This window comes from Pseudomonas piscis (assembly GCF_009380155.1).
Lineage (GTDB): Bacteria > Pseudomonadota > Gammaproteobacteria > Pseudomonadales > Pseudomonadaceae > Aquipseudomonas > Aquipseudomonas piscis.
This window is the reverse complement of sequence record NZ_WHUV01000001.1, coordinates 2,053,144-2,066,492: the sequence shown is the minus strand read 5'-3', so window position 1 is coordinate 2,066,492 and position 13,349 is coordinate 2,053,144. Positions and strand designations below refer to the sequence as shown.

The following is a 13,349-nucleotide window of genomic DNA, read 5'->3' as shown; positions in this document are numbered from 1 at the left end:
GCGAACAATTATTTTTCACGCACCCGATCAGCCCACGTGGCTGGCGGAAATCCGCACCCAATACCGGGTATAGCGCTTGACCTGCAACGAGAAGCCGCTTTGCAATGCCGCCAGGGCACGATCGGTGTCGTCGATGGGAAAGGCCCCGGAGACCTTCAGCCCGGCGATCTGCGGATCGCACTGCAAGACCCCGCGCCGGTAGCGCGAAAGGTCGGCAAGCAACTCCCCCAGCGGCCGGTCGATGGCGATGATGCTGCCTTGGCGCCAGGCGCCCACCGATGCATCGTTGGGCTGCAATGCGGCAAAGTCCCGGGCGCTGAACGCCAGTTGCTGGCCGGCCTCGACCCGGCGCGGCGCAATGCCATGCCCGAGACTGACCTGCACCGCATGCTCGAGCACCGCGACCTGGTCTTCATGCTCGTCGCTGCGCAACAGGAAGCGCGTGCCCAGGGCCAATACCTTGGCGTGCCGGGTGAACACCTGGAATGGGCGCTGCAACGAGTCGGCGCCGGTGCTGACCAGCATCTCGCCCCAGAGCAAGGTCACCTTGCGTTGCTCGCCGTCGAACTGCACGTTTGCCGACGTGTTGGTATTGAGCAGCAGCGAGCTGCCGTCCGCCAAGCGTACTTCCCGGCGTTCGCCGACCTGGGTGCGATAGTCGGCCAACAGTTGCTGGGCACTGTCGCTGCGCCAGCCCAGCCATCCCAGGGAGCCCGCCGAAGCCAGCACCACCAGGTTACGCATCAACTCGCGACGCGAACGCCCGGCACCGCGCAGCGTGGAACCGGCGAGGCCACCGGGCAGCGCCGACATCTGCTCACCCAGTGCCTGCATCTGCGTCCAGGCCTCGCGGTGCAACGGATCAGCCGCCAGCCATTCACGCCACGCCGCCTGTTCCTGTTCACTGGCCGTACCGGAGCGCAGTTGGGCATACCAGCGGGCGGCGGCGCTGATGGCCTGGCGCTCGCCCACGCTCAATTGCAGCGGTGGCGGGCTCATCCGCGTTGCATCCGCATCTGCATCAGGCAGCAATGCTCCATCGCCTTGGCCATGTAGTTGTTGACGCTGCGTACCGACACTCCAAGGCGCACGGCGATCTGCTCGTAGGTCAGGCCATCGCACTGGGACAGCAGGAAGGCCTGCTTGACCTTGGCCCCCAGCCCATCGAGCAAGCGGTCGACCTCCATCAGGGCCTGCAGCAGCATGCCTTGCTCTTCAGGCGACGGATGCTCGGCCTCGGGCACCTGGGCCAGGGCCTCGAGATAGGCCTGTTCCAGGGAGCGACGGCGGAACAGGTCGATCAGCAACCCATTGGCGATCCGCGAGAGATAGGGCCGAGGCTCACGGATCTCCAGGGCGTTGCGCGCCTTGAGCACCCGCACGAAGGTGTCCTGGGCCAGGTCGGCGGCATCGCAGGTGTTGCCCAGGCGGCGGCGCAGCCAACCCTGGAGCCAGCCATGATGGTCGAGATAGAGGTCGTTGACGGCACAGCTCAGGGTTAAGTCGTCGGCGGGCATGACAGAGGGGATTCATATTTGATAATGAATCGCATTGTCATGTAGGGACGGAAGGCTTGGCAATAGCCACGAACGTCGCGATGACGTCCGTGGTCTTGGGCACCGGCGCGGCGGGAGTCAGATCCCGGCCAGGGCCAGGTCCATGGCGAAGTAGGTGAAGATCAGGTCGGCGCCGGCACGCTTGATCGAGCCCAGGCTCTCGCGTACCACGCGCTGCTCGTCGATCGCCCCGGCCTGGGCACCGAACTTGATCATCGCGTACTCGCCACTGACCTGGTACGCCGCCACCGGCAGGCGCGAGGCTTCGCGGATGTCGCGGATGATGTCCAGGTAGGCGCCCGCCGGCTTGACCATCAGCGAGTCGGCGCCTTCCTGCTCGTCCAGCAACGACTCACGCACCGCTTCGCGGCGGTTCATCGGGTTCATCTGGTAGCTCTTGCGGTCGCCCTTGAGCGCACTGCCGCCAGCCTCGCGGAACGGGCCATAGAGCGCCGAGGCGAACTTGGTGGAATAGGCCATGATCGGCGTCTGGGTGAACCCGGCGGCATCCAGGGCCCGGCGGATCGCCTGGACCTGACCGTCCATGGCTGCCGACGGGGCGATCACGTCGGCACCGGCGCGGGCGGCGGCCACGGCCTGCTTGCCGAGGTTGATCAAGGTCTGGTCGTTATCCACCTCGTGGCCGTGCATCACGCCGCAATGGCCATGCTCGGTGTACTCGCAGAAGCAGGTGTCGGACATCACCACCATCTCCGGCACCGCGTCCTTGGCGATGCGCGACATACGCGAGACCAGGCCGTTTTCCTGCCAGGTATCGCTACCGTCGCCATCCAGGTGATGGGACACGCCGAAGGTCATCACCGACTTGATCCCGGCACGGGCATAACGCTCGATTTCGCCAGCAAGCTTGGACTCGGGGATGCGCATCACGCCGGGCATGCTCTTGATCGGCACGAAATCGTCGATTTCCTCCTCGACGAAAATCGGCAGCACCAGGTCGTTGAGGGTGAATTCGGTTTCCTGGAACAGACTGCGCAGCTGTTCGGAACGACGCAGGCGACGAGGACGGGCTTCTGGAAACTGACTGGACATGTTTTTTCCTAAGGCTGGGCGCGGGACAACTAGAGCTATATCGAAAAAAGGCTGAAAGCTTATGCCTGCGGCCGCCCGGGTACAAACCCGGGATGCTCAAGAGAGCCTTGCCGATCAGGTAACAATCGCCGACAACCCCGGTGTTCAGGCACTCGCCACGAGGGCCGGGCAGCATCCTGCGACGATCTGCCGCAAGCGTGCCAGGGCAGCTCCGGGGCTGGGCTACAGCGTCAGATGTCCATCGATGCAGGTCACCGCGTTGCCACCGATCCACACCTCGTCCCCCACCTGCTCCACCTCGATGCAACCGGCGCGCCCCATGCTCAGGCCCTGGCTGACCCGATAGCGCGCCGGGGCCAGCCCCGCCCCCAGCAACCACTGGGCAATGCCGGCGTTCAAGCTGCCGGTGGCCGGGTCCTCGGGCATGCCGTCGCCAGCGATGAAAGCCCGGACTTCGAACTGCGCATCGCTCTCGTCGCGCTCCGGGTCGCAAGGGGCGATCACCCCCACCGCCAGGCCGTGCAACTGCGAATAGTCGGGTTGCAGCTCCAGCACCTGCTGGCGCTCGGCGAGCATCACCGCCAGCCAGCCAGCGCCGTTATCGACCCACTGGGCATCGACGATCGCCCCCGGTACCAGGCGCAGACCCTGGCGCACCTGCTCCAGCAACTCGGGCGCCACCGGCCCGGAGCGCAGCAGGGGCGGCGCCAGGAACGCCAATTGCTGCCCTTGGCGGCGGATCCGCACCAGGCCCACCGCGCACTCCTGGATGATCTCCTGCCCCTTGGGCACCCCACCGGACTCCAGCCAGGCATGACAGCTGCCCAGGGTCGGGTGGCCGGCGAACGGCAGCTCGTCCAGGGTGGTGAAGATCCGCAGGCGATAGTCGGCACGCGGGTCCCGGGGCTGGAGGATGAAGGTGGTTTCGCTGAGGTTGGTCCAGTTGGCGAAGGTCGCCATCGGCTGCTCGTCGAGCCCGTCGGCATCGAACACCACGGCCACCGGGTTGCCCTTCAGGGGCGTGGAACTGAAGACGTCGACCTGCTTGAAACTCAGGGGGCGCATACGAAATTTCCTGTTTCTTATGAGGCGCAGCGTTATAAGGCACAACGCTGGCTGTAGCGAGGCTGCGAGAAGGGCCGCAGGCCCTTGCTTGGCGACCCCAGGCCTCAGGCGCTCTTGAGATCGCCGCGACCGCTGCGCGCTCGAGCACAGCCTGCGGCAGCGGCTAGAGGGCGTGCGCCCGTCAAGAAACCTTGGGTATCTCCAGCCCGCGAATCACCGCCGGGCGCGCCACGAATTTCGCCAGCACTCGCTTGACCTCAGGGAAGTTGTCGATACCCACCAGCTCGCCGGCCTCGTAGAAGCCGATCAGGTTGCGGATCCACGGGAAGGTGGCGATATCGGCGATGGTGTAGCGCTCGCCCATGATCCAGTCACGCCCTTGCAGGTGCTTGTCGAGCACCCCCAGCAGGCGCTTGGCTTCGTTCACGTAACGCTCCAGGGGGCGCTTGTCCTCGTACTCCTTGCCGGCGAACTTGTTGAAGAAGCCCACCTGGCCGAACATCGGCCCGATGCCGCCCATCTGGAACATCAACCACTGGATGGTTTCATAGCGGGCCGCCGACTCCTGGGCCAGCAGTTGCCCGCTCTTGTCGGCCAGGTAGATCAGGATCGCCCCGGACTCGAACAGCGCCAGCGGTTGCTCGCCCGGGCCATGGGGATCGAGGATCGCCGGGATCTTGTTGTTGGGGCTGACACTGAGGAACTCGGGCGTCATCTGGTCCTGGGTATCGAAGCTGACCCGATGGGCCTCGTAAGGCAGGCCGATCTCTTCGAGCATGATCGAGACCTTGACCCCATTGGGAGTCGGCAGGGAGTACAACTGGATCCAGTCGGGAAATTGCGCGGGCCATTTCTGGGTGACGGCAAAAGCGGAAAGATCGGTCATGACAGGCTTCCAGTCTCAATCAAAAGGGGAACAGCGCCACAGGCGGGCAACCGCGGGGAATTATCCGCCGGCTTTTCTTAAATCGGCAACCTGCAGCGTTCAACCTGCCGATGATCGAACCAAATGCCATTCAGGGACTCAGAACCCACGGCCCCGACAGGCCGCAGCAACGACAAGGAACATCGGTTTGTCAGCCGTCATGAATGCCCGCGAAGAACGACAAGCCCATGAGCCTGCCCCGCCGCCTTGCCCGCTATGCCCTGCACCGCCGCTACCTGCCGCTCCCCGCCCTGCTGTTGGGCAGCACCTTGTGCCTGTTCCTGGAATCCAGCGTCAGCCGCGCGCAACCAGCGGATGGCACCCAGACCCTGGTCTTTTTGCGCCACGCGGAAAAGCCCGCCGGTGGTCTTGGCCAACTCAACTGCCAGGGCCTGAACCGGGCCATCGACCTGGCCTCGCTACTGCCAGAAAAATTCGGCAAGGCGCAGTACGTGTTCGCCGCCGACCCGACGCGCAACGTCGAGGAAGGCGAGCTGGACAACTCCTACAGCTACATCCGCCCCTTGATGACCATCAGCCCCAGCGCCATCAAGCTCGGCCTGCCGGTGAACATCGATTTTGCCGCCAACGACACCAGCGACCTGGCGGACGAGCTGCTGCATGATCGCTACCACAACTCGATCATCTACACCGCCTGGTCCCACGGCTACCTGCCGGAGTTGATCAACAAGGTCGCTGAAGAAGCCGTGGGCGAAAAACACTCGATCACCGAAGACTGGGCCTCCAATGACTTCGACTCGCTGTACGTGCTGACCCTGACCTGGCGCGACGGCAAGGCCAGCCTGCACAGCCAGAGCTACAAGCAGGGCCTGGACAATGGCGCGCATGAATGCCCGAGCTGATCAGCCCAGGGCATTACTGGCAGTGCGAGAGCTGAACCGGCAGGGAGGCTTGCCCGGCAGCAGGCAAGCACAGGGCGCCTTCGCAACCGCGGGCCTGCCTCAGGCCGCCCGCCCCAACCGTTCGCGACCGTGGGCCAGTTGCAAGGTGACCTCGGCCACGCGCTGGCCAAGGTGCCGGGCGGTGGCGAGGTCGGCTTCCGGTGGCGCGGTCTGGGCGCTTTCATCGACATTCGACTGGGCCCCGGCTCCCAGCCAGAAACCCAGGCGGTTGAGGTCGGCGGCGGATCCGTTCGTGCTGTTGTTGGCCGGCGGCAGGCTCATGTTGACCCAATGCATGCCGTGCTGGGCGGCGAACAGCGCCAGTTGCACCAGGGTGGCCAGCTTGTCCCCGGCCTGGGCGCCTGAGTTGGTGAAGCCGGCAGCCACCTTGTCGCGCCAGGCATAACCGTTGGACATGACCGCGCGCGAGGTCATCTCCTGGAACGCCTTGAAGGCGGCCGACACATTGCCCAGGTAGGTGGGCGAGCCAAAGATGATGCCTTCGGCCTGATTCAGCAGTTCCAGCTGCGCAGCGGCCTGCTCGAGATCGAGCAGCAGCGCCTGTACCCCCGGGACCAGGGCCACGCCCTCGGCAACGGCGCGCGCCTGGCGCTCGGTGTGGCCATAGCCGCTGTGATAGACCACGGCCACCTGCGGTTGGATCAAAGTCATGCGATTGCTCCCAGTAAAGTATCCATGCGTTGCAGAAATACCGGCCACAAGGCGCCGATCCGCCTGGCGCTGAGCTCGTCGCTGGCACCGAACCCGCAGTGTTCGAGATGAATCAGGGTGCCGCCGGCATTGGCGGTCAGGTTCCAGGTCACCAGGGTCCGCAGGCCATTGACCGACTCGGTGCCGTCGCCCCAGCGATAGGCCAGCCGGAGCGGCGCCTCCACCGTCAGCACCTCGCAATGGGTGACCCCGGACCAGCCCGGCCGCGGCTTGCCGCGCACGGTGAAACGATGGCCGACCACGGGTATGAAGTCGTTGTCCAGCAGCCATTCGTCCATCAGCCAGGATTCGGTCAGGGCGCGCCAGACCTTTTCCGGTGGATGCGGCACTTGCCGCTGGAACACCAGGCTGCGGCTGTAATCCGGGAACAGGTTCATGTGTCCATGCGCCCCAACAAGTCTTCCAGCGAATCCAGGCGCTTGTTCCAGAACTCGCTGTAGAAGCTCATCCAGTCGATCAGCGGCGCCAACCCGTCAGGCTGGATGCAGTAGAAAGTCTCGCGGCCGGCACGCCGGTCCTGCACCAGGCCGGCACGCTTGAGTAGCGCCAGGTGCTTGGACACCGCTGGCTGGGAGATGCCCGCCTGGGCCGTCATGGCGTGCACCGATTGCTCGCCCTGCTGCGCCAGGTACTGGAACAGATTGCGCCGTGTGCGATCCCCCAGGGCAGTGAAGAGGAGGTCCGTCGAAGTGTTCATGAAATACATAGCCAAAAAGTTATGAATTAAAACCATAACTTTGCGGTTATCGATTGTCAACGACCTCCCCCTGGAAAAGACAGCACCATGATCGATTCAGCAACTGGCTCGGCCATCGGCTAAAATCCGCGCTTATTGTCTTCGTGTGGAAATCCCCTTCATGTCCAACCTCGCCTCCACCCAGCCCGCCCGTGGCTGGTCGTTCTGGTGGAAACCCCTGCTGTTCCTGCTGGTCGCCGCCATCGGCCTGTACTACGTGAAGTGGTCGCCCTACTACTTCAAGGCCTTCGTCGCCGCCGACAGCCACAGTATCGGTGCCTCGATCCTCAACGATCAGCAAAGCTCGCCCTGGAGCGCTGCCCTGGCCTATGCCCAGGTGTACTTCCTGGCGATCTGGAAGGCCGCCGTTCTGGCAGTGATCCTCGGCTCCCTGCTGCAGGTGTTGATCCCCCGGGACTGGCTGCTGCGGTTGTTCGGACGCGCCGGCTTCGGCTCGACCCTGCGCGGCGGCCTGTTCGCCCTGCCCGGCATGATGTGCTCTTGCTGCGCCGCCCCGGTGGCCGCCGGCCTGCGTCGGCAGAACGTATCGGTGGGTGCGGCCCTGGCGTTCTGGATCGCCAACCCGGTGCTCAACCCCGCGACCCTGGTGTTCATGGGTTTCGTCCTCGGCTGGGGTTTCACGGCCCTGCGCCTGGTGGCTGGCATCGTCCTGGTGCTGGGGGTATCGCTGATCGCCCAGCGCGTGGCTCGCCCCGAGCAACTGCCCGAAGCGGCGGTGGAAGCCGTGGTGCAAGCCGGCACGCCGAACTCTCAGCCCTTCCTGGCACGCTGGGGCAAGACCCTGTGGCAACTGTTCTGGAGCACCATCCCGATCTATATCGTCGCGGTCCTGCTGCTGGGCGCGGCGCGGGTCTGGCTGTTCCCGCATATCGACGGGGCCATGGGCGATAGCCTGTGGTGGCTGGTGCCCCTGGCGATTGCCGGCACCCTGTTCGTAATCCCTACCGCCGCGGAAATCCCCATCGTCCAGACCATGATGACCCTCGGCCTGGGTACCGGCCCCGCCGTGGCCCTACTGATGACCCTGCCGAGCATCAGCCTGCCGTCGCTGCTGATGCTGCGCAAGGATTTCGACGCCCGGGTGCTGGTCACCGTCGCCGTGTTGACCATGCTGGTGGGCATCGTCTGCGGCCTGGTCGGCGGCGCCCTGCTGTAACCCTTCCCCTGACCGCAGCCAAGCGCCAGCGCGGCTGCGACCGGGTGCGCAGCGCCCGCTAGAGCAGGCACTGCGTTTATCCAGGTGGAATGCATCGACTGGTTTGGCGAGGACTGCGTTCTCATGCGCAGCCTCACGGGTTCGACAGCAGCTACAGAGGGCGGCGCTGGCGCAGGTAATCGAGCACTGCGGCGTGGTCGCCCACGAACTCGATCCGGGCGCCCTTGCTCTCGCGCTGGAAGGCGTACATCGGGTCGTAGTATTCGCTGAGCAGGCCCTGGATCCAGCCCCGGTGCAACTCCACCACGCCGCTGCGCTCCTGTTCGGCCAGGGCCTGCTGCATCAGCGCCAGCAACCGCTGGTGGCGCTCGCCGCCCAGGCGCTTGTGGATCTTGTTCAGGCTTTCCAGCAAGCGCTGGGCGAACAGAGCGAAACCCGGCTCGCCATACACAGCAACGAACTCGGCGCACAGGTCCACCACGTAGTCCTGGAGAATCCGCTGCACCCGCTGGTCCAGGCGGTCCTCCAGCCAGATCATCGGCGCTAGCTGCATGCCCTGGTGCAACGGCAGCGGCAATGCACAGCTACCGATCATGCGGTTCTCGTCCTCGACGACGAAGCCCCGCACGCCACGCTCACGCTTCTTCAGCAGGTCCACCGCCAGGCGGTTCTCGAAGTCGATGTTGCTCGGCTGGCCGGTGGCGCGCCGGCCGAAACTGGAACCCCGGTGATTGGCATGGCCTTCGAGATCGAGGGCGTTGTCCAACTGCCCCAGCACTTGGGTCTTGCCAGTGCCGGTCATGCCGCCCAGCAGCACGAAGTCGCACTGCTGCATGGCCTGCTCCACGGTGTCCAGGAGAAAGGTCCGCATGGCCTTGTAGCCACCGCCCACCCGTGGATAGTCGATGCCGGCCTCGTCGCGCAGCCACTGCTGGACGATCTGCGAACGCAAGCCGCCACGGAAGCAGTAGAGCAAGCCATCGGGATGGGCCCGGGCGAAATCGGCCCAGGTCTGGATACGTTCGGCCTTGATCGCCCCGGATACCAGCTGGTGCCCGAGGACGATCGCCGCCTGCTGGCCCTGCTGCTTGTAGCAGGTACCGACCCGCTGGCGCTCCTGGTCGGTCATCAGCGGCAGGTTGAGCACGCCGGGAAAGGCGCCCTTGGTGAATTCGATCGGCGCACGGGTGTCCATCAGCGGCCGGTCGTTGAGGAAGATCTCGCGGTAATCGGTGTAGTCCAGGGACATCAGCACACCTCGACCGCGTGACTCTGTCGCTCCAACAGCTCGCCGATAGGCGCCAGTTCCAGGCCCAACTGCGCCGCCAGGGCGAGGAACTCGGCATTGCCTTCAGGCGTCACCGCCACCAGCAGGCCGCCGCTGGTCTGCGGATCGCACAGCACCCGCTTGTGCAGCTCCTGCACCCGCCCGACCTTGTCGGCGTAGCTGCTGTAGTTGCGCAGGGTGCCACCGGGCACGCAGCCCTGGTCCAGGTAGTACTCCACCCCGGGCAGGCGCGGCACCCGGTCATAGTGGATACGCGCGGTCAGGCCACTGCCATCGGCCATCTCCACCAGATGCCCGAGCAGGCCGAAGCCGGTGACGTCGGTCATTGCGGTAACCGCCTCGAGCTTGCCGAAATGGCTGCCGGGCTTGTTCAAGGTGCACATCCAGTCGCGGGCCAGGCCAACATCACCTTCGCGCAGCTTGCCCTTCTTCTCGGCGGTGGTGAGCACCCCGATCCCCAGGGGCTTGGTCAGGTACAGCAGGCAGCCGGCGGTGGCGGTGTCATTGCGCTTCATGAAGCGTTTTTCCACCAGGCCGGTCACCGCCAGGCCGAAGATCGGCTCAGGGGCATCGATGGAGTGCCCGCCTGCCAAGGGAATGCCCGCCGCGTCGCACACCGAGCGCCCGCCGCGGATCACTTCACGGGCGACTTCCGGGGCCAGCACGTTCACCGGCCAGCCCAGGATGGCGATGGCCATCAAGGGATCGCCGCCCATGGCGTAGATATCGCTGATGGCGTTGGTGGCGGCAATCCGCCCGAAATCGAAGGGATCATCGACGATGGGCATGAAGAAGTCGGTGGTGGAGACCACCCCGCGTTCGCCGTCGATGGCGTAGACCGCCGCATCATCGCGCGAGGCGTTGCCGACCCAGAGCTTGGGATCGAGGTTCTGCGCCCCGCTGCCGGCCAGGATGACCTCCAGGACCTGGGGTGAAATCTTGCAACCACAACCGGCTCCGTGGCTGTACTGGGTCAGGCGAATCGGCTCGCTCATGGGGCACCTCGTCAAGTCTGGGACGGGGATTCTAGCAGAGCCCTCAGGCCCCAGGTCGCGGCGTCCCCTGGTGGAACAGCATCTGCCAGTGCCCTTCGCGGCAGCGCCACAGCGAGCTGCGCCAGGCACTGCAGGCCACCCGCCCGGGCGCTGCGGCGTTATGGCACAGGTAGGTGGCCTGGGCCAAGTCAGCTGCCAGCCGCTGCACGGTGAACTGCTCGATGTGCCGCTCGATGAACAGTTGCTGCGCCAAGCTGGCGAGCACCTGGGCCTTGTCCCAACGCCCGCCGCTGACGCCGAACTCGAGGAACTCATCGGCCAGCAGCGCATCCAGCGCCTGGGGATCGCCACGCACGTCGGCGTCCTGCAGTTGGCGTTCGAGCAGCAGCAAGTGTTCGCACAGATCCATCTTTCCTCCGGGTATCGGTCATGCCTGGACAGCGCACTCTAGCACCCGAGCGCATCGCTCTTTCGGTGTTCCGCAAATGACCACTGGATGCGGCTACCGAGCTACTTACCGGCCAATGCAAGCTTCAATGCCACCCGCAGTCCCTCCGGGTACCAGTGCCGCTCGATGGCCCCACCGGCGACGATCGCCAGTTCGTCGATCAACTCACAGCCATAGCCATGCCGGAGCGGCGGGGCAAGAATCGCCGGCCCGCCCTGCTCGTGCCAATCGAGACTCAGCCAGCCCTCATGGCTCGCCCAGCGAATGTCGATCTCACCTTCGACGACACTCAGTGCACCATGCTTCACCGAATTGGTCGCCAGTTCATGGAGCAACAGGGCCAACAGGTTGGCCAGCGTCCCGGGGACATGTTCGAGGGTGCCGCTGAACCGGCACCGAGCGCCGAAGGGTTGCAGCACGGAACCGATGAAGGCGGTCATTTCCATCGCCGTGCCCCCCTCCGCGTCCAGGATCTGGGTATAGACCCTGGACAGCGCCCTCAGCTTGTCGGCCGCGATCTTGCCCAGGCGGTCGAGAATACCGGTGCTGCGCGCTTCCCTGTCGGCCATCATGACCACCGCATCGGCCACGGTGAACAGGTTCTTGATCCGATGCAGCCTTTCGCTCGTCAATAGTTGTTCGCGCACCAGCGCCTGGTTCAGCTCCCGCTGCAACAGCACCTGCGGGGTGATATCGCGCGATACGCACACGATGCTATGCACTCGCCCCTGCTGATCGAGGGTCGGGGTCAGCAGGTTATCCCAGTGGATGATCTTGCCGTGGGCATCGCTGTAGCCGGTGAAACGCGCGCAAATACCCGCCGCCGCCAAGGCCAGGGCATCGAGGGCGGCGCCGTGGGTCGATGCAGGCAGCAAGGGTACCCAGGCCGTGCCCTTGACTTGCGCCTGGGGTATCTGGAACGCGACGCATCCAGCCTCACTCATGGCCAGGAGCACACCGCCAGGCGTCAGCACCTTGATGCAATCAGGGGTGGCATCGAGCATTGCGCGCTGGATATTGGCAGCAGTCAGCTCCATGCCGGGAGTATCCCGTTTGCCGGACTCTTTCTTCATATGTCTTGACTACCCGAAGAGTGAACCCGGACAACAGCGTCAAAAGTTCACGCGACAAAAACATGACAACTATGGCCACGACGAAAAATCAACATCCAAATAGCCCCACAATACTTTTCGCTCTGAGCCATAAGCACCATTCATGTTGCCTTGCGCAACTCGCCCAACGAAAACCGCACCTGACTATAAATAAAAAAACGAACCATTGGATATAAAAACTTGTTCTGAAAAACCGAACGAACACTCAAAAAAACTTACCCATGATTGATTGAAACAGTCCGACAGACATCCATCGATAAAGACCATGACTTGTATTTTTGACAGACTAAAACTGCATCAGAACACTTGACCAAGACATCCCCAGAAGCTCCCCATAGAGTCAACCAGGCTGTCCATAACAAGCATGAGCCTCTACTAACCCACAGGACATTCCAGGGATAGGGTTCGATTGACCAAGGAACAGTGAAGATAGGGCGAAAACAGCAAGGGCATAAGATAGACCGGGATATTTCCCGTGCAAGGCAGCCCCTATCCGCATCTCGATAATGCTGTATCCGTAGAGACCAGCCAAAAACCAGCGGGTAGCGAGGACAGGCAGTAGCCATCGCCAGAAGCGCCTCGAGCGCCTGCCTGGTGCCCGTAGACTCGGCCCCGCTCCGGGTGGCTGCGCTCTGCCCAAAAGCAGGATCAGGTACAAAAGAACCGATGCTTTGGACAACCGTGCCGCAGACCTGCACACAGGAGGATAAAACGCCCGGCTTCCAGCGTTTGCCTCAGCAATCGGGTTCAAATGTTCAAATCCGCCAGCCGCTTATCACGGCGCATCTCCGCCACCCACTTCAAGTCCTGTGCGGTTTGCACCGAGAGTTTACCTTCGTCGAATAGTCCGTCGATATAACCATGGACATAGGCCGCTGCCGCACGGACATGTACAGCATCAGGCGCACTACCTATAAGTTGCAAAACTGTAATTATTCGAGCCTGACGCTGTTCATCGTACATAACCTGCATCCCGGATTGGTCCGCGGTAAGCCCACGCTTATTATCAAAGCCCCACCATAGTGCCACTTAAACCCACAATCGAAACAGCCCAGCCTGATACCGACACACCAGGAAAGTTTCTATCCACGCATACTCACGCGACCTTGTTGCAGTTTTATTTCACCTATGAACCATGACAGCAGGAGGGTCGGACAATTTGCCAAAATGCAAGTTCATCGAATTAACAGCCAGACTTGAAACAAGTCCACTGCAATCAAGCAGCCTTATATTTTAAATATAGGAAAGAGTGATCCAGAACAGCCGGCAAGGCTTGTCGGCCTCCAGTATCGGCCCGCATTTCTGCCATGTCCGACAAGCAAGATCGCGCGCCACTGGACGCCACTCAAGGACATTGGTC

At 63.5% G+C, this 13,349-nt stretch carries 15 protein-coding genes; 2 read left to right on the top strand and 13 right to left on the bottom strand.

The genetic code is table 11. From position 1 onward, the window contains the following. Nucleotides 1–27: 27 nt before the first annotated feature. From GDH07_RS09725 to GDH07_RS09705, 5 genes are all read right to left on the bottom strand, one after another. A complete protein-coding gene (locus GDH07_RS09725) occupies nucleotides 28–999 on the bottom strand; it encodes a FecR family protein (protein WP_152897254.1) in 972 nt (323 codons plus the stop codon). Continuing rightward, nucleotides 996–1,517 (bottom strand): sigma-70 family RNA polymerase sigma factor, encoded by a 522-nt coding sequence (locus GDH07_RS09720; protein WP_152897253.1) that lies wholly within the window; start codon nucleotides 1,515–1,517, stop codon nucleotides 996–998. The genes GDH07_RS09725 and GDH07_RS09720 overlap by 4 nt, the downstream gene beginning before the upstream one ends. A 117-nt stretch (nucleotides 1,518–1,634) precedes the next feature. Next, nucleotides 1,635–2,609 (bottom strand): porphobilinogen synthase, encoded by a 975-nt coding sequence (hemB, locus tag GDH07_RS09715; RefSeq protein WP_068588817.1) that lies wholly within the window; start codon nucleotides 2,607–2,609, stop codon nucleotides 1,635–1,637. Nucleotides 2,610–2,831: 222 nt separating this feature from the next. Then, nucleotides 2,832–3,674, bottom strand: a complete 843-nt coding sequence (locus GDH07_RS09710) for a PhzF family phenazine biosynthesis protein (protein WP_152897252.1) — start codon at nucleotides 3,672–3,674, stop codon at nucleotides 2,832–2,834. 181 nt (nucleotides 3,675–3,855) lie between these two features. After that, the gene (locus GDH07_RS09705; protein ID WP_152897251.1) at nucleotides 3,856–4,560 is read right to left on the bottom strand and encodes a glutathione binding-like protein; all 705 of its coding nucleotides are present in this window, start codon (nucleotides 4,558–4,560) and stop codon (nucleotides 3,856–3,858) included. Nucleotides 4,561–4,787: 227 nt separating this feature from the next. Between GDH07_RS09705 and GDH07_RS09700 the strand changes: the two genes are divergently transcribed. Next, the gene (locus GDH07_RS09700) at nucleotides 4,788–5,462 is read left to right on the top strand and encodes a histidine phosphatase family protein (protein WP_152897250.1); all 675 of its coding nucleotides are present in this window, start codon (nucleotides 4,788–4,790) and stop codon (nucleotides 5,460–5,462) included. Nucleotides 5,463–5,561: 99 nt separating this feature from the next. Here the strand turns inward: GDH07_RS09700 and GDH07_RS09695 are convergent, their stop codons facing one another. The 3 genes from GDH07_RS09695 to GDH07_RS09685 are packed head-to-tail and all read right to left on the bottom strand — an operon-like array spanning nucleotide 5,562 to nucleotide 6,930. Further along, nucleotides 5,562–6,173 (bottom strand): flavodoxin family protein, encoded by a 612-nt coding sequence (locus GDH07_RS09695; protein WP_152897249.1) that lies wholly within the window; start codon nucleotides 6,171–6,173, stop codon nucleotides 5,562–5,564. Further along, nucleotides 6,170–6,610: an SRPBCC family protein gene (locus GDH07_RS09690; protein WP_152897248.1), complete on the bottom strand. Its 441-nt coding sequence runs from the start codon at nucleotides 6,608–6,610 to the stop codon at nucleotides 6,170–6,172. The genes GDH07_RS09695 and GDH07_RS09690 overlap by 4 nt, the downstream gene beginning before the upstream one ends. Beyond that, nucleotides 6,607–6,930, bottom strand: coding sequence for an ArsR/SmtB family transcription factor (locus tag GDH07_RS09685; RefSeq protein ID WP_152897247.1), 324 nt, complete (start codon nucleotides 6,928–6,930; stop codon nucleotides 6,607–6,609). Before GDH07_RS09685 ends, GDH07_RS09690 begins: the two co-directional genes overlap by 4 nt. A 160-nt stretch (nucleotides 6,931–7,090) precedes the next feature. Between GDH07_RS09685 and GDH07_RS09680 the strand changes: the two genes are divergently transcribed. Then, the gene (locus GDH07_RS09680; RefSeq protein WP_152897246.1) at nucleotides 7,091–8,146 is read left to right on the top strand and encodes a permease; all 1,056 of its coding nucleotides are present in this window, start codon (nucleotides 7,091–7,093) and stop codon (nucleotides 8,144–8,146) included. A gap of 151 nt (nucleotides 8,147–8,297) precedes the next feature. Here GDH07_RS09680 and mnmH read toward each other — a convergent pair whose 3' ends face one another. The 5 genes from mnmH to GDH07_RS09655 form a co-directional block, all read right to left on the bottom strand. Beyond that, nucleotides 8,298–9,395 (bottom strand): tRNA 2-selenouridine(34) synthase MnmH, encoded by a 1,098-nt coding sequence (gene mnmH / locus GDH07_RS09675; protein ID WP_152897245.1) that lies wholly within the window; start codon nucleotides 9,393–9,395, stop codon nucleotides 8,298–8,300. Beyond that, the gene (gene selD, locus GDH07_RS09670; RefSeq protein WP_053138077.1) at nucleotides 9,395–10,429 is read right to left on the bottom strand and encodes a selenide, water dikinase SelD; all 1,035 of its coding nucleotides are present in this window, start codon (nucleotides 10,427–10,429) and stop codon (nucleotides 9,395–9,397) included. Before selD ends, mnmH begins: the two co-directional genes overlap by 1 nt. Nucleotides 10,430–10,472: 43 nt before the next feature. Next, on the bottom strand, nucleotides 10,473–10,838 hold the full coding sequence (locus tag GDH07_RS09665; protein ID WP_152897244.1) for a nuclear transport factor 2 family protein: 366 nt from the start codon (nucleotides 10,836–10,838) through the stop codon (nucleotides 10,473–10,475). A 101-nt stretch (nucleotides 10,839–10,939) separates the two neighbouring features. After that, a complete protein-coding gene (locus GDH07_RS09660) occupies nucleotides 10,940–11,914 on the bottom strand; it encodes a PAS domain-containing protein (RefSeq protein ID WP_178124018.1) in 975 nt (324 codons plus the stop codon). 822 nt (nucleotides 11,915–12,736) lie between these two features. Beyond that, complete coding sequence (locus tag GDH07_RS09655; protein ID WP_152897242.1) at nucleotides 12,737–12,952, bottom strand: hypothetical protein; 216 nt, start codon at nucleotides 12,950–12,952, stop codon at nucleotides 12,737–12,739. Nucleotides 12,953–13,349: the final 397 nt, after the last annotated feature.